Annotated in this window: 19 protein-coding genes; 6 read left to right on the top strand and 13 right to left on the bottom strand. The window is 61.3% G+C overall.

The genetic code is table 11. The features are described 5' to 3' along the window. Positions 1-301: 301 nt before the first annotated feature. The 5 genes from GGQ85_RS08385 to phaR form a co-directional block, all read right to left on the bottom strand. A complete protein-coding gene (locus GGQ85_RS08385; protein ID WP_309774114.1) occupies positions 302-913 on the bottom strand; it encodes a sigma-70 family RNA polymerase sigma factor in 612 nt (203 codons plus the stop codon). A 274-nt stretch (positions 914-1,187) separates the two neighbouring features. After that, positions 1,188-1,823 (bottom strand): response regulator, encoded by a 636-nt coding sequence (locus GGQ85_RS08380; RefSeq protein ID WP_309774113.1) that lies wholly within the window; start codon positions 1,821-1,823, stop codon positions 1,188-1,190. 1 nt (position 1,824) lies between these two features. Beyond that, on the bottom strand, positions 1,825-3,567 hold the full coding sequence (locus GGQ85_RS08375) for an ATP-binding response regulator (RefSeq protein ID WP_309774112.1): 1,743 nt from the start codon (positions 3,565-3,567) through the stop codon (positions 1,825-1,827). After that, a complete protein-coding gene (locus GGQ85_RS08370) occupies positions 3,537-5,576 on the bottom strand; it encodes a sensor histidine kinase (protein ID WP_374708864.1) in 2,040 nt (679 codons plus the stop codon). Before GGQ85_RS08370 ends, GGQ85_RS08375 begins: the two co-directional genes overlap by 31 nt. A gap of 413 nt (positions 5,577-5,989) precedes the next feature. Further along, positions 5,990-6,586, bottom strand: a complete 597-nt coding sequence (phaR, locus tag GGQ85_RS08365) for a polyhydroxyalkanoate synthesis repressor PhaR (protein ID WP_309774110.1) — start codon at positions 6,584-6,586, stop codon at positions 5,990-5,992. A gap of 317 nt (positions 6,587-6,903) precedes the next feature. Here phaR and GGQ85_RS08360 point away from each other — a divergent pair, with 317 nt between their 5' ends. The 3 genes from GGQ85_RS08360 (at position 6,904) to yddG (ending at position 9,942) form a co-directional block, all read left to right on the top strand. Further along, entirely contained in the window at positions 6,904-8,082 is a 1,179-nt protein-coding gene (locus GGQ85_RS08360; protein WP_309774109.1) for an acetyl-CoA C-acetyltransferase, read from the top strand. A gap of 202 nt (positions 8,083-8,284) precedes the next feature. After that, complete coding sequence (gene phbB / locus GGQ85_RS08355; RefSeq protein WP_309774108.1) at positions 8,285-9,010, top strand: acetoacetyl-CoA reductase; 726 nt, start codon at positions 8,285-8,287, stop codon at positions 9,008-9,010. A 65-nt stretch (positions 9,011-9,075) separates the two neighbouring features. Continuing rightward, a complete protein-coding gene (yddG, locus tag GGQ85_RS08350; RefSeq protein WP_309774107.1) occupies positions 9,076-9,942 on the top strand; it encodes an aromatic amino acid exporter YddG in 867 nt (288 codons plus the stop codon). A 65-nt stretch (positions 9,943-10,007) separates the two neighbouring features. Here yddG and GGQ85_RS08345 read toward each other — a convergent pair whose 3' ends face one another. Then, positions 10,008-11,363 carry an AmpG family muropeptide MFS transporter gene (locus GGQ85_RS08345; protein WP_309774106.1) on the bottom strand — a complete coding sequence of 452 codons (1,356 nt, stop codon included), beginning with the start codon at positions 11,361-11,363 and terminating at the stop codon, positions 10,008-10,010. Between the two features lie 39 nt (positions 11,364-11,402). Beyond that, complete coding sequence (locus GGQ85_RS08340; protein WP_309774105.1) at positions 11,403-12,617, bottom strand: DNA recombination protein RmuC; 1,215 nt, start codon at positions 12,615-12,617, stop codon at positions 11,403-11,405. A gap of 148 nt (positions 12,618-12,765) precedes the next feature. Between GGQ85_RS08340 and def the strand changes: the two genes are divergently transcribed. From def to truA, 3 genes are read left to right on the top strand one after another with little or no spacing between them, the layout of a single operon-like run. Beyond that, positions 12,766-13,293: a peptide deformylase gene (def, locus tag GGQ85_RS08335; protein WP_079448162.1), complete on the top strand. Its 528-nt coding sequence runs from the start codon at positions 12,766-12,768 to the stop codon at positions 13,291-13,293. Between the two features lie 32 nt (positions 13,294-13,325). Next, positions 13,326-14,258, top strand: a complete 933-nt coding sequence (gene fmt, locus GGQ85_RS08330; RefSeq protein WP_309774104.1) for a methionyl-tRNA formyltransferase — start codon at positions 13,326-13,328, stop codon at positions 14,256-14,258. Beyond that, positions 14,258-14,995, top strand: a complete 738-nt coding sequence (gene truA, locus GGQ85_RS08325) for a tRNA pseudouridine(38-40) synthase TruA (protein ID WP_309774103.1) — start codon at positions 14,258-14,260, stop codon at positions 14,993-14,995. Before fmt ends, truA begins: the two co-directional genes overlap by 1 nt. Here truA and GGQ85_RS08320 read toward each other — a convergent pair. From GGQ85_RS08320 to argB, 6 genes are all read right to left on the bottom strand, one after another. After that, positions 14,992-15,552: a phosphorylase family protein gene (locus GGQ85_RS08320; protein WP_079448165.1), complete on the bottom strand. Its 561-nt coding sequence runs from the start codon at positions 15,550-15,552 to the stop codon at positions 14,992-14,994. The genes truA and GGQ85_RS08320 overlap by 4 nt on opposite strands. Next, positions 15,549-16,718: a succinyl-diaminopimelate desuccinylase gene (gene dapE, locus GGQ85_RS08315; protein ID WP_309774171.1), complete on the bottom strand. Its 1,170-nt coding sequence runs from the start codon at positions 16,716-16,718 to the stop codon at positions 15,549-15,551. The genes GGQ85_RS08320 and dapE overlap by 4 nt, the downstream gene beginning before the upstream one ends. Further along, complete coding sequence (locus GGQ85_RS08310) at positions 16,718-17,116, bottom strand: DUF805 domain-containing protein (protein WP_374708863.1); 399 nt, start codon at positions 17,114-17,116, stop codon at positions 16,718-16,720. Before GGQ85_RS08310 ends, dapE begins: the two co-directional genes overlap by 1 nt. 89 nt (positions 17,117-17,205) lie before the next feature. Then, positions 17,206-18,051, bottom strand: coding sequence for a 2,3,4,5-tetrahydropyridine-2,6-dicarboxylate N-succinyltransferase (gene dapD / locus GGQ85_RS08305; protein ID WP_309774102.1), 846 nt, complete (start codon positions 18,049-18,051; stop codon positions 17,206-17,208). 73 nt (positions 18,052-18,124) lie between these two features. After that, complete coding sequence (locus GGQ85_RS08300) at positions 18,125-18,838, bottom strand: pyrimidine 5'-nucleotidase (RefSeq protein WP_309774101.1); 714 nt, start codon at positions 18,836-18,838, stop codon at positions 18,125-18,127. Next, positions 18,835-19,731, bottom strand: coding sequence for an acetylglutamate kinase (gene argB / locus GGQ85_RS08295; RefSeq protein WP_309774100.1), 897 nt, complete (start codon positions 19,729-19,731; stop codon positions 18,835-18,837). The genes GGQ85_RS08300 and argB overlap by 4 nt, the downstream gene beginning before the upstream one ends. Positions 19,732-19,874 lie beyond the last annotated feature (143 nt).

The raw sequence follows: 19,874 nt of genomic DNA, 5'->3' as shown, positions 1-19,874 counted from the left end.
TCTCCCGCGAACCGGATTCCACTTCGCTCAAAAACGCTATAGTGGCGGCAGAGACAAGCCGCGCCGTCTCACGCTTTGCGAAGCCCTCAGACGTGCAACGACCATTATCGATTCAGCCCTGGCCGCCCGAGGCCTCTGCTTGGGATTGCAGGCTGGCGCCAGCAACGATGGGCACTGCGCGGTTCGCTCGCGGTTTTCCGATAATCGCTCAAGCGCGGGGATGTCGCCCGAACGCAAACCGGCCCGAACGTCATGCATCGGGGCCGCTGCTAGGCGGGCGATCAGCAGATCAAGTAGTTGGTCAGGCTGCTAGTGTTGCGAGGCCCGCCACTTTCAAAAGCGCTGCGAGTTGTTTGCGGGCATAGAACATACGGGTCTTCACGGTGCTTGGCGGAATGCCGATGATCTCGCCGGCTTCTTCGACCGTCTTCTCGTGATAGTAAACGAGATGGATGATCTCGCGATGAGCCGGGGACAGCTTGGCGATGCAGGCTCGCAGAATTTCGCTGACGTTGCTGCGATCGAGCGACGCCTCGGGCGTATCGGCGCCATCAGCGATTTCCCGGACATTCTCCTGGTCGATATCCTCATGCCGACGCTGGCGCAGCGTGGTCAGCGTTTTGAACCGGGCAATCGAAAGCAACCACGTTGATACCCGTGAGCGGCCTTCGAACTGGCCGGCAGTACGCCAAACGTCCAGGAATACCTGGCTGACAATATCTTCGGCCGCCGTCGTGTCGCGCAAGCTACGGAGCACGAAGCGATAGACTCGGACGTTATGCCGCAAATACAGGGTATGCATCGCCGCCCGGTCGCCGTGGGCGATCCGCTCGAGAAGCATCTCATCTGTGGTTGCCTGGGCAGCGATAATGCCTTGGCAGGCGGCTGCGTTAATCGCGATGACATTTTGCATGACGGCTCCCCTTATCGTTGGGCAGAATATTAGCCGTCTCACGTTTCAGAACGCCTGCACGGAAAGCAGAAAATGGTTTCGCGGGAAGGTGCAATTGTTTCGTCCCCTCCCCAGCGATGAAACAATCAGCGAAACCCAGCGTATACTCCGCAAAAAATGCATACCGGTTCTGTGGCGCAAACTGTTGAATATTAAAGTATTTTTTTGTCAGTTTCGACTGAGCTGGGAAAGCACTGTTCGTTTGAACGTCGTTAGACTTAGCCGTTGGAGCAACTCAGGATTTGTCGCCGGAAGGTGAAAACAGATAACCGCCGCCCCGGATGGTCCGAATCACCGCGGGCTTTGCGGGGTCGGGCTCGATCTTCCGCCGGATCCGCATGATTCGCAGATCAATCGCCCGATCAAAGGCTTCGCTGTCGCGTGCATTGGCCAGTTCCAGCAGCCGCTCGCGCGACAGAACCCGTTTCGGATTGGCGGCGAAGACCTTCAACAGACCAAACTCCGACGCCGTAAGCGGATGTTCGTTGCCCTCCATTTTTGGCGCACTTCGCCGCAGTACCGAGCGGATACGCGCCATCAGTTCGCGCAACTCACATGGTTTTGCCACGTAGTCGTCGGCGCCGAGTTCGAGGCCGACCACACGATCAATCGGGCTGGCCGTCGCCGTCAGCATGATCACCGGAATGTTGGTGCGGCTCTTGAGATCGCGGATGATCGAAAGGCCATCCTCCTCCGGCATGTTCAGATCGAGTACTACGAGATCTGGCGTTGTCCTGCCGATCGCGTCGCGCAAACTTCGGCCGCCGTCGCACAACGTGATGGCGAAGCCATGCATCTTGAGATAGTCACCCACCATCTCCCGGGCAGGCGCCTCGTCGTCAACCACAATGATATACGGATTCCTGTTCATGTCAGATTGTCGTAGGCAAGATGATGGTGAAGGTCGATCCCTGTCCGGGGCCACCACTATCGGCTTTGATCTGGCCATCATGCATTTCGACGATCCGTTTCACGATCGACAGGCCAAGGCCGGTGGAGCTTTCACCAGCGGTGGGTTTTGCGGACAATCGCTGGAAACGGCCGAACAGTCGTCCTAAATCCTCGGGCGACAGGCCGGCGCCCTCGTCCGTGACGCGGATGATTGTGTGGTCCGCATCCTGGCCGACCAGAAGCGTGATCCTGCCTCCCACCGGGCTGTACTTGATGGCGTTGCTGACGAGATTGTCGATCGCCTCGCGCATCCGGTCCTGGTCGCAGATCGTGACGTGTCCGGTAGGCGCCGACACGGCGATGGTTTGCTGCTTGTTAACCGCTGATAGCTGATTGGCCTCGGAGACCTCGGCGACCAGCGCCGCGATATCGACCGGCTCGCGCTTTATAGTGATATCGAAAGCATCGGCCATGGCGTCTGAAATCAGGTGATCGACCATCGTAATCAGGCGCTTGGTGGCGTCGCGAATGTGATCGACCTGCACGGTGACGGTGTCACCGTACGAGCCTGCGCTGACAAGTTCGGCGAGCATTTCGGTCCGCCCCAGGATGACGCCGAGAGGATTCTTCAGGTCGTGCGCCACCGTTCCTAGAATCTCATTCTTGAACCCGTTGGCCCGCTGCAACCGCAGCCATTGCGCGGAAAGCCTGCGATTGGCTTGCATCAACGCGCGCGTGCGCTGCGCCACGCGGTCTTCGAGCTGCGCGTTGGCGTCCTGCAATTGCTCATAGAGGATCACGTTGTCGAATGCGATCGACAGCCGACTGCCGAAGATCTCCACGAGGGACCGATCAGTATCCGATAGATCGCGCTCGGCCTGCAACAACACCACGACTTCGCGTCCACTGCCGGTGCGGATATAGAGGACCGAACGGTGATCGGCGAATTCGTGCTTACGCCGCCTGAAGGCGTCCTCGACCGTCTGCTTGAGATCGGAATCGAGCGATGCCTGGCCGTCGACCCCGCTGAAGCAGCTGTAACAGCCGGACCCCGCAAGAACCGCAAAGTCATCATCGACCGCGCCGCCGTCGCGCAACACCAGAATGCCCGCACAGTCGATGTTCAAAAGCGACGCGATCTGCGTCAGGACGCCTTCGGCCAACCGCTGCATCGACTTAAAATCGTAGAGCGTGGAAGCCGCATCGATGATGATCTCGAGGCCGCGACGGGTCTGCACCATCCGTTCGAGCTGCTGATTGCTGCGCAGCGCCGCAGTCAAGGAGGTGAACAGTTTGTCGGCGGTGAGTTCCGTTTTGGCCTTGTAATCGTTGATGTCGTAGTCGACAATAACGCTGCGCTCCGGCGCTTGTCCCGGTTGCCCCGTGCGCAGGATGATGCGCACGGTTTCGTTCTGTAGCTCGTTACGGATGAATTCGACGAGATCGAGGCCGGCTTCGTCGGTCTCCATGATCACATCGAGGAGCACCGCGGCGATGTCAGGGTGCGCGCGCATTAGCTCACGTCCCTCGGCAGCCGAATAGGCCGACAGAATCTCCAGCGTCTGTCCGTTGAGACTGTAATCGCTCAGCGCAAAGCGCGTGCCTTCATGCACCGCCCGATCGTCGTCGATCACGGCGACCTTCCACTGGCGAACCGTCGACGCCCCGGGGCGATCAGCTCCAGAATCGTCGATCAGGTCGAGGAGATCATCCTGGTAGGCCATTGTACTGTCCCGCTGTCTGTTTCCGTGCCAGCGCCGGCGCCGGATCGCGGCATGATAATGCGAAAAGTCGTTCCTTGTCCCAGCTCTGATTTCACCGTCATCCGACCGCCGAGCTGCTGTATGACAAGATTGTAGACAATGTGAAGCCCAAGGCCGGTGCCACCCTCGTTGCGGCGTGTGGTAAAGAAGGGATCGAACGCCTGCCGCTGGACGTCCGGTGTCATCCCGATACCATTGTCGGAAAAAATGATCTCGATGTCATCATTGGCGCGCAGGCTCGCCGCGATGGAAATCGTACCCGATCGCCCATTGGGGAACGCGTGATTGGCAGCGTTGAGAAAAAGATTAGTCAAAATCTGCCCGTATGAGCCGGGAAACCCATCTATAATCAGACCCTCCGGGACATCGACAGAGATGTTTATCGGAGATCGCTTCAGAACCGGACGGAGGCTGGCGACGATCTGGCCGGTGGATTCACTCAAGCTGAACTGGCGGCGCTCAGCGTGAGATCGATCGACGGCAACCTGCTTGAAGGACTGGATCAGTTCGCCGGCCCGGTGCAGATTTGCAACCAGCTGACGAGCTGCATCGCGACAGGTGCTCACGAATTCCTCAAGCTGCGAACGCTTCAGTGGCGTCTTGGATCTCAATTCGGCGTCGAATGTGTCGGCGCGCCAAGCGAAACTCGAAGCAACAGTGAGGCTGATGCCGATCGGATTGTTCACCTCGTGCGCGACGCCCGCGACCAACCCCCCGAGCACTGCAAGCCGCTCAGCGTCGATCAGATTGCGCTGCACCGCGTTCAATTCTAGCAAAGCATTCTCGGCCCTCTGCGTCGATGCCCGCAATTCGTCCTCCGCCGCGCGCTTGGCGATGGCGTTCTTGCGGAACATCTCGACCGCGCGCGCCATAGTGCCGATTTCATCCCGCGCGTCGGTGCCGGCGACTCTGCGACCGTAGTCGCCGGACATGATCGCGCGCATCGACGTCATGAGCTGCCGCAGGGGCAGACGGATGCTGAGCGCGATGACAACGCCGGCAATCACTATGATGGCGAGAAAGATCGCGGCGATCGACAGCATCTTGCGGGAGATGCTCGTGAGAGTGTGGTCAAACGTCAACTGCGCATTCTGCTCCCGCCGACGCATCTTGACCGACAAGCCGTCGATCGCGGCGATGGTCTCAGCCTGGCTGGCGTCGATGGAGTTGCGCGAAAGATCCGTTCGCTTGGTGAGCAGATCGGACAGGCTCGCGATCCCATCGTGCAGCGCAGATGTTCGTGTTTTGAGCCGCTGCAATGCGTCGTGCTGGAGATCGTTCTCGGCAAAATCGATCATCACCGGGATCGTGCGCGCGACCGCATCGATATTCTTTCGGACTTCGTCCGCACTGGTTGACGCGGGTGCGAGGTAGTAGGCGTTGGCGTCCACCAGCATCGCCGTGAATGCCTCGCGTGATTTGCCAAGTGTCGGCCATATCCGCGCGTCGCGGCGACTGATCGCACCCTCGATGATCGAATAGAGGCCGGCCATGTCCTTGGTAGGCGTCAGGATTTGGTTCTTATAGGTCTTGGCAATCGTCGTCTGTAATGCGCGCAATTCCCTGAAACCGCTGAGAAAGCGTTCGGTGGCGCGTTCCAGTTCGTCGACCGTACCCAGCAATATCGGGTCAGTCGAAGCGCGCGCTCTCAAGGTGCCGAGGATGGCCTCGCGCAACAGCAGGATTTCCGCAAACAGATCGGGACCGGGCTGATTGACGTAGCGATGGATCAGGTTTTGCAGTCGACCGGTCTCGCTCTCGAGAACCGCAAGGATCTTATCGGAGTTCCTGACCTGACGCACGTCGTCCCATGCCGACCCCAGGGTCTTGGCACCGCTCCATATCAACAGCGCAAGAACAAGCACGGCCGCAGAATTCAAAGCCGTGATTGAGAAAATGCGCCAGCGGATCGGAATAGCGCGAACCAGGCCGACGATGCCCGAGCGGCCCTCTTGCTGCTCTTCGGCTATGCCGTTCTGGGTCTCGGCTGGAACCAAATGGAGCTACCTTGCGGATTCGTTCGCTGCGGCTTTCCCGGCGACAATGGCTTCAAACGACAGCCTGGCGACGATTGTCGCGCACGGCACACCGACGCGTGACCCCTTTGTGAGAGTCATCCATCTCAAGAAAAGGTTCAACGCGAGGAAATACCAATCTGACACTTGATGGACTGGGACGGGCAGGCGCCCCGGTCGTCAATTGCAGGCCGTGAGGGGTGTCAGGCAATGGCCGCGGAGTTCGGCTCCGCCGGGGCAGAGGGCGCACACGATGCAGGTACGAGCATGGAGACCGCGCTGCTGTTCTGCATGAGCCGAAATCCCCTTGGATTCCTGGTCGGCGACCTCAGCGTCATCTGTTCGATCATGATCGCAGACCCGAACACCTACTCCTTCTTCGGCTCTTTCGACATCCGTTCCAGGCGGTCCTGCATCTCCTTCATCTGCTGGCGAAGATCTTCGATATTGTCGCCGGGATCGGGAGTATCGGGCGTTTTCTCCGGCTCGGGCGCGGCGGTCCCATTGCGCGGCGGCACGAATGGCTTGAACATCGAGAACGTGCGCTCGAAAAGCTCCATGTTGCGGCGGACATGCTCCTCAAGCGGCGCGAACGGAGTGCCGCTGAAGCTGCTTGTCATCTGCTTGCGAAACTTCTCCTGCTCGCGGGTCAGCATGTCGATCGATCGTTCGAGATATTTCGGCACCACCATCTGCATGCTATCGCCGTAGAAACGGATCAGCTGCCGCAGGAAGGTGGTCGGGAGCAGGTTCTGCCCCGTCTTGTTTTCCTGTTCGAAAATGATCTGCGCCAGCACTGAACGGGTGATGTCGTCTCCAGTCTTTGCATCGAAGACAAGGAAGTCCTCGCCCTGCTTGACCATCCCCGCGAGATCTTCGAGCGTCACATAGGTGCTGGTGCCGGTATTATAGAGCCGCCGGTTCGCATATTTCTTGATTGTCGTCGGTGTCTCTGATTTCGCCATAGATCCCACACGTCCCTGCCGAGGACAAGAAACCCCGCCGGCATCCACGATGGGGTTAACACGTAACGCATTGCAGCAAAGTAAGCACTTTCAGCCCGCTTCGGCTACCGTTTTATAAAAAACAGTTAATGCCAATGCATAGAAGTGCTCACGATCATGTACGGGTGCAACTTCCAGCCATTGGCATGATTGACACACTCTCGTGAGGTCAACAGGATATATATCTGAGTAGATCGCGGACCGCCGGTGCGGCCTGTCATCATCGAATTTCAAGTCACTCAAGCCCCAGCATGTCACTTAAGCTCCAGGAGGTGTCCATGTCAGACGATGTCGTCATCGTCAGCGCCGCCCGCACTCCAGTGGGAAGTTTCAACGGCGCGCTTGCCACGACGCCCGCCCACGCCCTCGGTGCTATCGCCATCAAGGCTGCGCTGGAGCGGGCGGGAATCGAGCCCGGACGGGTCTCCGAAGTCATCATGGGCCAGATTCTGACTGCGGCGCAGGGCCAGAATCCGGCACGTCAGGCGTCGATCGCCGCTGGCGTTCCGGTGGAAAGCCCGGCCTGGGGCGTCAACCAGCTCTGCGGTTCGGGCCTGCGCACTGTCGCGCTCGGCTATCAGGCCATCCTGAACGGGGATTCGGATATCGTCGTCGCCGGCGGACAGGAATCCATGAGCATGGCGCCGCATGCGCAGCACCTGCGCGGCGGCGTCAAGATGGGCAACCTCGAATTCATCGACACCATGATCAAGGACGGGCTGTGGGATGCGTTCAACGGCTACCACATGGGCAACACCGCCGAGAACGTCGCCCGTGAGTACCAGATCACCCGCCAGCAGCAGGACGAATTCGCCGCGGGCTCGCAGAACAAGGCGGAGGCCGCGCAAAAAGCCGGTCGATTCAAGGACGAGATCGTGCCCGTCACCGTCAAGAGCCGCAAAGGCGATGTTGTGGTCGACACGGACGAATATCCGAAGGCTGGCGTGACGGTCGACGCCATCGCCAAACTGCGACCCGCTTTTGAAAAGGACGGCACTGTGACCGCGGCCAACGCGTCGGGAATCAACGACGGCGCCGCGGCCGTCGTCCTGATGTCGGCCGCGCAGGCGGCGAAAGAGGGCAAGCCCCCCCTCGCCCGCATCGTCTCCTGGGCCCAAGCCGGGGTCGATCCGAAGATCATGGGCACCGGCCCGATTCCGGCCTCCCGTGCCGCGCTGAAAAAAGCAGGCTGGACGATCGGCGACCTCGACCTGATCGAAGCCAATGAAGCCTTCGCCGCACAGGCCTGCGCCGTCAATAAGGACCTCGGCTGGGATACCTCAAAGGTCAACGTCAATGGCGGCGCGATCGCCATCGGCCATCCGGTCGGTGCCTCGGGCGCGCGCGTGCTGGTGACCCTGCTGCACGAAATGCAGAAGCGAAACGTCAAGAAGGGCCTTGCCACGTTATGCATCGGCGGCGGCATGGGGCTCGCCATGTGCGTTGAGCGCGGCTGAGCGGATGAAGGCGGCGAAAATGGACATTGAGTCGCGCTGACAACCAAATGCTCGGCCTCGTGCCGGGCATTTTTATCCGCAAAGCTTTTGTTTCAACGATCAGGATAAATCCGGCTTTCCGTAGCGTTTACGAGCGAGGTGGGTACCGGTTCGCGTCAAGAAGCGCGTCAAAACAAAAGCTGGAACTCCAGGAGGACGACGCATGGCAAGAGTGGCATTGGTGACGGGGGGAACGCGAGGCATCGGCGGCGCGATCAGCAGAGCGCTGAAAGCGGCCGGATACAACGTCGCGGCGAGCTACGCCGGCAACGACGCGGCGGCGGAAAAATTCAAGGCGGAAACCGGCATTCCCGTTTACAAGTGGGATGTCGCTTCCTTCGATGCCTGTGCTGGCGGCATCAAGCAGGTCGAAGCGGACCTCGGCCCCATCGAGGTGCTCGTGAATAATGCCGGCATCACCAAAGACGGCGCCTTCCACAAGATGACGCTCGAGCAGTGGAGCGCCGTCATCAACACCAATCTCGGCTCGCTGTTCAACATGACGCGCCCGGTGATCGAGGGAATGCGCGCGCGCAAGTTCGGCCGCATCATCAACATCTCTTCGATCAATGGCCAGAAGGGCCAGTTCGGCCAGGTGAACTATTCGGCGGCGAAGGCCGGAGACATCGGTTTCACCAAGGCGCTGGCGCTGGAGAATGCCAAGAACGGAATCACCGTGAATGCGATCTGCCCCGGATACATCAACACGGAAATGGTGCAGGCCGTGCCCAAGGACGTCATCGAGAAAAACATCCTGCCGCAGATTCCGGTGACCCGCCTCGGTGAGCCCGATGAGATCGCGCGCGCGGTGATATTCCTCGCCGCCGACGATGCCGGCTTCATCACGGGATCGACGCTGAGCATCAACGGCGGCCAGTATCAAGCGTAATGAAGAGTGCATAGGGTGGACATGCCGCTTCTTTCCTTCTCCCAAGAGAGGAGAAGGAAGAAATCATGACCTCCCGGACCGCCACACTCATCGGCCTCGCCGCCATCCTGATGTGGTCGCTGCTCGCGGTCATGACGGTCGCAACCGGGCACATTCCCGCGTTTCAACTCGCGGCCATGACGTTTGCAATTGGTGGTCTTGCCGGCTGCACGAGCTGGCTGTTCCGTCCCGAAGGCGTCAGCGCGTTGCGACAGCCGGCGGTTGTATGGCTCGTGGGGGTGGGAGGGCTGTTCGGCTATCATGCGTTGTATTTCATCGCGCTGCGACAGGCGCCACCCGCCGAAGCGGGCCTCCTGAATTATCTCTGGCCACTGTTGATCGTGCTGTTCTCCTCGATGCTGCCAGGCGAGCGGCTGGCGTCACATCATCTGATCGGCGCGATCCTCGGGCTGGCCGGGACGGTTTCGCTGTTTGCGGGCGGTACCTCGATTGTGTTCGAACGCGTCCAGATGTCCGGTCTTGCGGCAGCGTTCATGGCGGCGTTTGTCTGGTCAGCGTATTCGGTGCTGTCGCGACGCTTGGCCTCGGTTCCAACCGACGCGGTCGCGGGCTTTTGCCTGGCGACGGCTGCACTCGCGGCGGTTGCGCATCTGCTCATGGAACAGACGGTGTGGCCGGACAGCGCGGCACAGTGGCTCGCGATCGCCGCGCTCGGCATCGGTCCAGTCGGCCTTGCCTTCTATGTCTGGGATATCGGCATGAAGCGCGGCGACATTCGCGTGCTCGGCGCGGCCGCCTATGCGACGCCGCTACTTTCGACCGCGTTCCTGATACTGGCGGGTTTCGCGAAGCCGACTGCGGCGCTCGCCGTCGCGTCCGTGCTGATCGCGGGCGGCGGGTTGATCGCGGCAAAGGACATGATCTGGAAATAGCGTTTTCGAGCGAAGCCTATCCTCGGGCTTGACCCGAGGTAGGTACCGGTTCGCTGCGCCACCGTTTACGCCCGCAACGCGGCAAAGTGCCCGCGCCGCTGCAGCCAGGCCAGTAGGATCAGGCTTGGTATGGCAGCGGCAACGCAGATCGCAAAGAACAGCGGCCATCCCGTCGCCTCGGCGACGAACCCGGCGCTGGCGGACAGATAGGTTCGGCCGACCGCGGCAAGCGCCGTGAGAAGCGCATATTGGGTAGCGGTGTGCAGCGGATTGCGGCACATCGCCGACAGATAGGCGACGAAGATCACCGTGCCGATGGCGCTGGTGAAATTCTCCGCTGTGATAGCGAGAGCCAGCGCCCATTGATTGACGCCGACCAGCGCCAGCCATGAGAACGACAGGTTGGCGACCGCCTGCAAAATGCCGCCAACCCACAGGCTTGCCGCCAGCGGGTAGCGCCGCGCCACGAAGCCGCCGGCAAAACCGCCAATCAGCGTCGCGGCAAGACCGACGCCCTTGACGATGGCGGCGTAGTCGTTGCGGGTGAAGCCAAGATCGATGACGAACGGTGCGGTCATGGTGCCGGAGAACGCGTCGGTGAACTTGAACAGCACGATGAAGGCGAGCGCGGCGAGAGCGTCCTTGCGGCTCAGGAATTCAGAAAATGCGCCGACCGCGGCATTCATGACCCGCGCGAAACCGCCCTTAGCCCGCGTCGCCAGTTCGGCGCGCACGGATTGCTCGGGCTCAGTGGCCGCCAGTGCCGTGACGGTGCCGATCAGAACCATCGCCGCCATGCTAATGTAGCCCCACGCCCACGCCGAGGCGCGGACCTGGCCTGTCCCTTCGAATGCGCTGACCAGGAAGAGAGCTCCGGCGGTCGAGACCAACATGCCGATACGATAGGCGGCGACATAACCCGCCATGCCGGCAGCCTGCTCGCTTTCCGGCAGGCTCTCGACCCGAAAGGCATCGACCACGATGTCCTGCGTCGCCGACGTCGCCGCCACGAGCACCGCGCCGAGCGCGACAAACCACGGCGCTTTCACTGGATCGGTCGAGGCCAGCAACAGGATTGCCGCGATCAGAAGCAATTGCGAAAAGACGAGCCAACCGCGACGGCGGCCGAACCGCCGCGTCAGCAGCGGAATATGCAGGGCATCGACCAACGGCGCCCACAGAAACTTCAGCGTATAGGGCGTGCCAACGAGAACAAACAGACCGATGTCGTGCAGATCGATGCCGGATTCTTTCATCCAAATCTGCAGAGTCGAGCCCGACAGCGCCAGCGGCAGGCCGGACGAGAAGCCGAGCATCATGACAATGAGGACGCGCGGTTGCAGATAGACCGCCATGCTCTCGCGCCAAGACGCACGGGAGGCAGCCTCGGATACGGTTGGGGCGACGTCCGGAGCGGTCATGCCGCAGTGCTAGCAGATTCGGCCAGTTTCGCCCTCCTCTTACTCACCCGCCTGGATCTTGCGGGCGAACTGCGGCGAAAACACCGTCGGTTCGACGGGCTCGACGATCCGTGGCGTCTCCTCAGCCGCCCCGTCTTTGCTGAAATCGAGTTCCTCGATCCTCATAGCCCGTTTGCCGATCTTGCCGGCCGAGATCAGGACCTGCCTCACATCTTCGCTGACCTGATCGAAATGGCTGCCGAGCCTGTTGACCCGGTCGCGCAGGCGCTCGACGTCACCCATCATGTTCATGACCTCGATCCGTACCTGATCCGCGGCATCGCGCATCCGCGCGTCCTTGAGAAGCTGTTGCATCACCTGAATCGCCAGCATCAAGAGTGACGGCGATACCAGCACGATCCGGGCGCGATAGGCCTTCTGGATCACATCGTCGAAGCTGTCGTAAATCTCGGCATAGACCGATTCCGATGGCACGAACATCAGCGCGGTGTCCTGGGTCTCGCCCGGGATCAGATATTTTCCGGCGATGTCGGTGACGTGCCGCATAACGTCGGCGCGCAGCCGCTGAGTTCCGAGTTTCCTTTCGTCGTCGGTTCGGGCGTCGCGCAGCGCCGTCATCGCCTCAAGTGGAAATTTCGCATCGATGCAAAGCGGGCGCTGATCGGGGAGGAAGATTACGCAATCCGGCCGCTTGCCGTTTGGCAGCGTGTGCTGAAAGGCGAACGAGCCCTTCGGCATTCCGTCCTGCACGATCGCCTCCATTCGCGCCTGCCCGAACGCGCCGCGCGACTGCTTGTTGGCGAGCACATCGCGCAGCGTCGTCACCTGCGTCGTCAGTTCGGTTAGGTTCTGGTGTGCGTTGTCGATAATTCCGAGCCGTTCGTGCAGCACCCGCAGACTGTCCATGGTGTTGCGTGTGGTCTGCTCCATCGACTGGCCGACCCGGTGGGTGACCGCGTCCAGCCGATCGCTGACTGCCCGCGCCATCTCCGCCTGTCGCCCTGCGAGCGCCTTGCCCATGGCGTCGACGCGGCCGGTGGCCTCGGCCTGCGTACGCATCATGTCGATGAGACGCTCCTCGAGTTCATCCGCGCGACTTGCTTGCGCGGTCGCCATTTCGGTTCCCCGGCGTCCCGAGCGCGCGATCACGATCGCAATGCTCAGCAACAATGCCAGCGCCAGCGCGCCAAACGCGATCAGCACGGCGCCGGTCCGCACCGGCACATCGCCCAGCATGAAAAGAATGTCGCTCATCCGCCCATCGTAGCCGATTCGGCCATGTTCGCGAACGAAGAGCGAACACACGGAGTTAACGAAAGCTCAATGTGCCTGCTCATGACGGCCGGACGGTCAATGCAGCTCGCGGATTGACCCGGACAGACTCGGGGATTACATCGCCGGCATGGCCATTCGCGAAATCATCATTGTGCCGGACAAGCAGTTGCGCCTCGTGTCAAGGCCGATCGAAAAGGTCACGCCGGAGATCCGCAAGCTTGCCGACGACATGTTCGAGACCATGTACGACGCGCCCGGCATCGGGCTCGCCGGCATCCAGATCGCGCAGCCTGTCCGCATCGTCACCATGGACCTCGCCAAACGCGACGAAGAAGGAGAGACGAAACCGCGGCCGCGTGTTTTCATCAATCCGGAAATCCTCTCGGCTTCGGAGGAGCTGTCGGTCTATGAAGAAGGCTGCCTGTCGATCCCCGAATATTACGAGGAGGTCGAGCGGCCGGCGCGCGTGCGGATTCGCTTCACCGATCTTGACGGCAAGGTTCACGAGGAGGATGCCGAGGGTCTTTTCGCCACCTGCATCCAGCATGAGATCGACCATCTCAATGGCGTGCTGTTTGTCGATTACCTCTCGAAACTGAAACGCGACCGTGTGATGAAAAAATTCACCAAGGCCGCGAAGCTCGCCGCGAGATAAAGCGGTTTTTTTGCCGCGCAGAAATTAATCAGATGCCGCTTCGCCTGATTTTCATGGGCACGCCCGAATTTGCGGTGCCGACGCTGCTGCAACTCGTGGCCCACGGCCACGAGATCGCGGCCGTATACAGCCGCGAGGCGAGGCCCGCCGGCCGTGGCATGAAGCTGCAGCCGAGCCCGGTGGCGCGGGAAGCGCAGCGCCTCGGTCTCCCCGTGCTGACGCCAAAAACGCTGAAGACGCCGGAGGCGCTGCTTGAGTTTCAATCGTTCGCCCCCGATGCCGCGGTCGTCGTCGCCTATGGCATGATCCTGCCGCAGGCGATCCTCGGTGCGCCGCGATATGGCTGCTACAATCTGCACGCATCGTTGCTACCGCGCTGGCGCGGTGCTGCACCGATCAACCGCGCCATCATGGCCGGTGATGCCGAAAGCGGCGTCATGGTCATGAAGATGGATGCCGGTCTCGACACCGGCGACGTGGCCCTGGCCGAGCGGATCACCATCACCGATGCGATGACGGCGTCGGATCTTCATGACGCGCTGGCGCCGCTTGGGGCTGATCTAATGGTGCGTGCGATGGCCTCGCTGTCGCGCGACGGCCTGCAGTTGACGAAGCAGAGCGAACAAGGCGTCACCTACGCTGCCAAGATCGATAAGACCGAGGCGCGCATCGACTGGAACAGACCCGCGCGCGACGTGCTGCGCCATATTCATGGCCTGTCGCCGTTTCCGGGCGCCTGGTGCGAGATGCCGGTGGATGGCGAGCCGGTCCGCGTCAAGCTCCTGCGTTGTGAGCTGGCGGAAGGCGCGGGATCGCCGGGGAGCCTCCTCGACGACCGCCTGACGATCGCCTGCGGCGAAGGCGCGATCCGCATCCTTGAATTGCAGCGCGCGGGAAAGCCACCGATGAAGGCCGGCGCCTTTCTGAACGGCACGCCGCTGACGCCGCCGCTGCGGCTCGTCTGATGCCCCGCTACAAGCTGACCATCGAATATGACGGAGGTCCCTTCTGCGGCTGGCAGTACCAGGACAACGGTCCCTCGGTACAGGGCGCGCTGGAGGCGGCAGTGAAGGCGATTTGCGGTGATTGCGTCCGCGTGCACGGCGCGGGCCGCACCGATGCCGGCGTCCATGCGCTGGCGCAGGTTGCCCATTGCGACATCGCGAAGCACTTCGTACCGAATCGATTGCGTGACGGGCTCAACGCGCACCTGCGCCCACATCCGATCGGCGTGCTCGAAGCCGAGATCGTGCCCGACAGCTTCGAGGCGCGCTTCTCAGCACGCCGACGACATTACATCTATCGCATCGCCAATCGGCGCGCGAACCTCGCCATCGATGTCGGCCATGTCTGGCGCGTGCCGCGGCCGCTCGATGCGGAGGCGATGCACACGGCGGCACAGCGGCTCATCGGAAAGCACGATTTCACGACATTTCGCGACACTGAATGTCAGGCGAAGTCGCCGGAGAAAACGCTCGATCAACTCGACGTCGTCAGAAACGGCGACAGCGTCAACATCATCACGTCGGCGCGCTCGTACCTGCACAGCCAGGTCCGCTCGATGGTAGGATCACTGGTGTGGGTCGGGCATGGCCGCTGGAGCGCAGATGACCTGTCCAACGCGTTGGCCGCGCGGCGGCGTGAAGCGTGCGGGCCGGTGGCGCCGCCCGACGGATTGTATCTTGTGCGGGTGGATTACTAAGAGCGAATCCGTTCCAGCGCATCCCAGAACAGGCCCTCGCCATCCTTCACATTGGCGGTCCAGTCCTGATGCGCGAGGTCGTTGGCGTCGTCGGTGATGAACTTGAACGCACGCCACGGCAGGCCATGCCGCCGGCACACCTGCGCCACCGCGAACAGCTCCATGTCGACGATGTCGATGTTGTTCTCGATCAGCCACGGATCGGAGCTTGTGACAAAGCTGTCGCCGGTACCGCAGACGACACCGCCCTGGCCTGAAGTCAACAGATCAAGCTCCGGGGCGAACGGCGTGCGTCCGCGCGGCGCCAGCGGCATCGCCATCATGTCGCGCTGGACGACGTTTGAGACCTCCACGAGACCCTGGAGCGTCTCATTGATCTTTCCCGCGGTACCGTAATTGATGACAAGTGACGGGTGCATCGTCAGCAGCGCCAGCGTGGTTGCGCTGGCGGCATTGATCTTGCCAACGCCGGTGTAGATCACCCGGACGCCATCGGGCGCGCGCGCCTTGTCGAGTTCGTCGTCGATGGCGGTGAGGACGAGGATTTTGTCGTTCATGCGAAGTAGCGATCCAGCACGCCGCGGTAGATACGGGTCAGCCTTTCGAGATCGGCCACCGGCGTACGCTCGTCGATCTGGTGCATGGTCTGCCCGACCAAACCAAACTCGATCACCGGGCAATAGTCCTTGATAAAGCGCGCATCCGAGGTGCCGCCGCCGGTGCTGAGCTCCGGTTTGCGGCCGGTGACCTCCTCAATGGCTGCGACCAGGAGATTGGTGAAGGGGCCGGGCTCGGTCAGGAACACGTCGGCATTCGAGGGCTCCCACACGATGCGGGTCGCAATGCGATTGCCCGAGGTCTCGGAGACGCGCGCCTCGATCAGCGCACGCAGCGATTCCTGACTGTGATGGTCGTTGAAGCGGATGTTGAACTTCGCGCGCGCCTGTCCCGGAATCACATTGGCCGCCGGATTTCCGACATCGACCGAGGTGAATTCCAGATTGGAAGGCTGAAACTGAGCACTCCCCTGGTCCAGCGGCTCACTGACAAGCGCGGTAATCAACGCGGCGATGTCCGGAATCGGATTTGACGCGCGATGCGGGTAAGCGACGTGGCCCTGCACACCGTCGACATAGAGCGTACCGGACTGTGAGCCCCGGCGGCCGATCTTGATGCAATCGCCAAGCTCCTCGATATTGCTGGGCTCGCCGAGCACGCAGTGGTCGAATTTTTCGCCGCGTGCAGCGGCCCATTGCATCAGCTTGACAGTGCCGTTGACGGCGATGTCTTCCTCGTCCCCGGTGATCAGGAACGAGATCGAGCCGTCGCCGTCTTTCCCCGGCTGGCCGCCATGCTCCGCGAGATAGTCAAGCGCGGCGGCGACGCTGCAGGCGATTCCGCCCTTCATGTCGACCGTGCCGCGCCCATAGAGAAAACCATCAACCACGTCACCTGAGAACGCGCCACGGGTCCAGGCGTCCTCATCGCCTGGAGGCACGACGTCGGTATGGCCGGCGAACGCGATGTGAGGGCCGGTCGTGCCGATGCGGGCATAGAGATTGTCGATATCAGCGGCGCCCGGTTCGCTGAAGGTGATGCGGTGGACATCGAAGCCCGCACCCTTGAGCAGTGTTTCCAGCACGCCGAGCGCGCCTGCATCCGCTGGCGTCACCGACGGGCAACGGACGAGATCGCGGGCGATGGAGAGCGCGTCGGACGGCATCATTGGGGCGACGCTTCAAGTGGATCAGCGCCGAAGCGGTTTGGCCCTTGCGTGCCGCGCAGGCAGCCGAGTTCGATGATGATCCAGACGGTCACCGCGAAATTCCCGACGTCAAGGATGAACTTGCTGCTGGGCGTCGTGGCAGTCTCTTGCAGCAAGCCGACGATGGCACTGACTCCCCAAAACACGAGCATCCACCATCCGCTTTGGTCTCGATCATGCAAACGCTTAATTCCCGTAGCTGTGCTTGACCATATCACCAATAGACCGACGACAACGAAGATCGCCATAAACAAGTAGTTCACCGGCGCGCCGGTCGCAGGAGTAGCGTTCGAAATTTCAAGCCCTATGAGGACTAAGGCAAAGACCAAGCAGGCAGTAAGAATGGCAAGATTGATCAGCGCTACCCACCAGTATCTGGCTCGATTGATCCGCCCTGAAAGCTGAACAGCAGCGTCGTCAGGTTCATGAGCGGTCTCCGGAAGGCTCAGTCCCGCAGCAGTTCGTTGATGCCGGTCTTGGAGCGAGTGCGTTCATCGACGCGCTTGACGATGACTGCGCAGGCGGTGGACGGCCCGGGCTGGCCGTTCTTCAACGGCTTGCCCGGCAGCGCTCCCGGCACCACCACCGCATATTCCGGCACTTCGCCCATGAAGATCTCGCCGGTTGCACGGTCGACGATCTTGGTCGAGGCGCCGAGAAAAACGCCCATCGACAGCACAGCGCCCTTGCGGACGATCACGCCTTCCGCCACCTCGGAGCGCGCACCTATGAAGCAATCGTCCTCGATGATCACAGGCCCAGCTTGCAGCGGCTCCAATACGCCACCGATGCCCGCGCCGCCCGAGATGTGCACGCGCTTGCCGATCTGGGCACAGGAGCCGACCGTGCACCAGGTGTCGACCATGGTGCTCTCGTCGACATAGGCGCCGAGATTGACGAACGACGGCATCAGCACCGCGTTCTTCGCAATGAAGGCGGAGCGGCGCACGATCGCGCCCGGCACGGCCCGAAAGCCCGCGTTACGAAACCGGTTCTCGTCCCAGCCCTCGAACTTCGACGGCACTTTGTCCCACCACACGGCGTTGCCGGGACCGCCCGGAATAACGCTCATGTCGTTGAGACGAAACGACAGCAGAACGGCCTTCTTGAGCCACTGATTGACGATCCACTTGCCGTCTGCCGCGCGCGCGGCGACCCGCACCTCGCCCTTGTCGAGCAGGTCGAGCGCATGATCCACCGCCTCGCGCACCTCGCCTTTGGTCGCGGGGGTGACGGTCTCGCGTACATCGAACGCGCCGTTGATGGTGGTTTCGAGCGAGGCGAGCGACATCGGATTTCCTCGTGGCTTTACTGCGCGGTCGTAGTTTGTCAACGCGGTGTTCTCTTGGACGGAGGCAGACATGTCAAGCCGACCGCGCCGTCAGCCCCGCCAGAAATCCGGAGAGGTCGTCGGTCACATGGTGGACATGCGGCGCGCCGCGGCCTTCCATTTCCCATTCCTCCCGCACCACCTCACGTGTCCCGTCCGGCACCACCAGCACGGTCGTCATCCCCAGTTCATGCGGGACGACGAGATTGCGCGACAGATCCTCGAACATCGCGCTTTTCGCGGCATCGACGTGATGCCGTTCGAGAAAGCGACGATAAGTCCGCGGCGACGGCTTCGGCTCCATCTCCGCGGCAATGATGTCGAACACGGCCTCGAAGTGATGACCGAAACCAAGCCGCTCCAGCACCTTACCGGCATGGGCGGTCGAACCGTTGGTCAGAATCAGCTTGCGGCCTGGAAGCCTTTCGATCGCCGCACCCATCGCCGGATTGGGGTCGAGCGGCGAGTGGTCGATCTGATGGACGTAAGCGAGATAGTCGTCAGGTGAGACGCCGTGCTCGGTCATCATGCCGCGCATGCTGGTGCCGAAGCGCTTGTAGTAATCCTTCTGGATGCGCCGCGCCTCGACGGAATCGACGTTGAGGAACTGGCCGATGTATTCACCGATCCGGGCGTCGACCTGCTGCCAGAGGTTGACGTGATGCGGATAGAGCGTGTTGTCGAGATCGAACACCCACGTGTCGATGTGACTGAAGCCGCGGTGTGGATGTTGCTGCGCGTCGATCACTTGTGAATCAGCGTTCCCGTACCCTGATCGGTAAAGAGCTCCAGGAGAACCGCGTGAGGAGTCTTCCCGTCGATGATGACGACGCCACCGACGCCCTGTTCGAGCGCGTAAATGCAGGTTTCGACTTTCGGGATCATGCCACCCGAAATAGTCCCGTCGGCGATAAGCTTGCGCGCGTCGCTGATCGAGAGCTCCGGAATGAGCTTCTTCGACTTGTCGAGCACGCCTGGAACGTCCGTGAGAAGCAAGAGACGCTTGGCTTTCAGCGCGCCTGCCACTGCCCCGGCGAAAATATCGGCATTGACGTTGAATGTCTGGCCGCCTTTTGAGGTAGCCAACGGCGCCAGAACCGGAATCAGTTCGTGACCGATCAACTGATTCAATAGCGTCAGATCGACGTGTTCGGGTTCGCCGACAAAGCCGAGATCGACGACCTTCTCGATGTTCGAATCCGGATCCGCCAACATTCGCGTGGCCTTCAAGGCGGTAACCATGTTGCCGTCCTTGCCGCAAAGTCCGACGGCCTTGCCGCCGGCCTCGTTAATGTAGCCAACCAGTTGCTTGTTGATCGAACCGGCGAGCACCATCTCGACGATTTCAATCGTCGCGGCATCGGTAATGCGCAGGCCGGCGGCGAATTCGGATTTTATCCCGAGCCGTTGCAGCATGGCCGCGATCTGAGGACCCCCGCCATGCACCACTACCGGATTGATCGCGGTCTGCTCGAGCAGCACGATGTCGCGGGCAAACTGGCGGGCGACCTCCTCCGAGCCCATGGCATGGCCGCCGTACTTGATGACGATGGTCTCCTCGTCATATCGCTGCATGTGCGGCAGCGCCTCGGACAGGATGCGCGCCTGATCGAGCGGGCTGATGCGGGAGTCATCGGACATGAAGCTGATCTCTTGAGACTAATCTCTTGGCCGGCGGGATAAGCGGGTTCTGAGCAGTATCGCTTCTGATTGAATCAGAAGCGAAGCTCAATCTTTATGTTTGACGCGTTTTCTTTACGCGAACCGGAATCCACTTCGCTCGA

Source organism: Nitrobacter vulgaris (genome assembly GCF_031453995.1).
In the GTDB taxonomy this organism is placed as follows: Bacteria; Pseudomonadota; Alphaproteobacteria; order Rhizobiales; family Xanthobacteraceae; genus Nitrobacter; species Nitrobacter vulgaris.
Note: the sequence above shows the minus strand (reverse complement) of the source record. Positions and strands in the feature narration are given on the sequence as shown.

What these genes read in the sequence shown, in the direction of transcription:
- GGQ85_RS08345 (WP_309774106.1), bottom strand. Translation starts at nt 11,363, where the DNA reads ATGACCGCTCCGGACGTCGCCCCAACCGTATCCGAGGCTGCCTCCCGT.
- def (WP_079448162.1), top strand. Translation starts at nt 12,766, where the DNA reads ATGGCCATTCGCGAAATCATCATTGTGCCGGACAAGCAGTTGCGCCTC.
- GGQ85_RS08380 (WP_309774113.1), bottom strand. Translation starts at nt 1,823, where the DNA reads ATGAACAGGAATCCGTATATCATTGTGGTTGACGACGAGGCGCCTGCC.
- phbB (WP_309774108.1), top strand. Translation starts at nt 8,285, where the DNA reads ATGGCAAGAGTGGCATTGGTGACGGGGGGAACGCGAGGCATCGGCGGC.
- phaR (WP_309774110.1), bottom strand. Translation starts at nt 6,586, where the DNA reads ATGGCGAAATCAGAGACACCGACGACAATCAAGAAATATGCGAACCGG.
- GGQ85_RS08320 (WP_079448165.1), bottom strand. Translation starts at nt 15,552, where the DNA reads ATGAACGACAAAATCCTCGTCCTCACCGCCATCGACGACGAACTCGAC.
- fmt (WP_309774104.1), top strand. Translation starts at nt 13,326, where the DNA reads ATGCCGCTTCGCCTGATTTTCATGGGCACGCCCGAATTTGCGGTGCCG.
- GGQ85_RS08385 (WP_309774114.1), bottom strand. Translation starts at nt 913, where the DNA reads ATGCAAAATGTCATCGCGATTAACGCAGCCGCCTGCCAAGGCATTATC.
- GGQ85_RS08340 (WP_309774105.1), bottom strand. Translation starts at nt 12,617, where the DNA reads ATGAGCGACATTCTTTTCATGCTGGGCGATGTGCCGGTGCGGACCGGC.
- GGQ85_RS08375 (WP_309774112.1), bottom strand. Translation starts at nt 3,567, where the DNA reads ATGGCCTACCAGGATGATCTCCTCGACCTGATCGACGATTCTGGAGCT.
- argB (WP_309774100.1), bottom strand. Translation starts at nt 19,731, where the DNA reads ATGTCCGATGACTCCCGCATCAGCCCGCTCGATCAGGCGCGCATCCTG.
- dapD (WP_309774102.1), bottom strand. Translation starts at nt 18,051, where the DNA reads ATGTCGCTCGCCTCGCTCGAAACCACCATCAACGGCGCGTTCGATGTA.
- GGQ85_RS08360 (WP_309774109.1), top strand. Translation starts at nt 6,904, where the DNA reads ATGTCAGACGATGTCGTCATCGTCAGCGCCGCCCGCACTCCAGTGGGA.
- dapE (WP_309774171.1), bottom strand. Translation starts at nt 16,718, where the DNA reads ATGCCGTCCGACGCGCTCTCCATCGCCCGCGATCTCGTCCGTTGCCCG.
- truA (WP_309774103.1), top strand. Translation starts at nt 14,258, where the DNA reads ATGCCCCGCTACAAGCTGACCATCGAATATGACGGAGGTCCCTTCTGC.
- yddG (WP_309774107.1), top strand. Translation starts at nt 9,076, where the DNA reads ATGACCTCCCGGACCGCCACACTCATCGGCCTCGCCGCCATCCTGATG.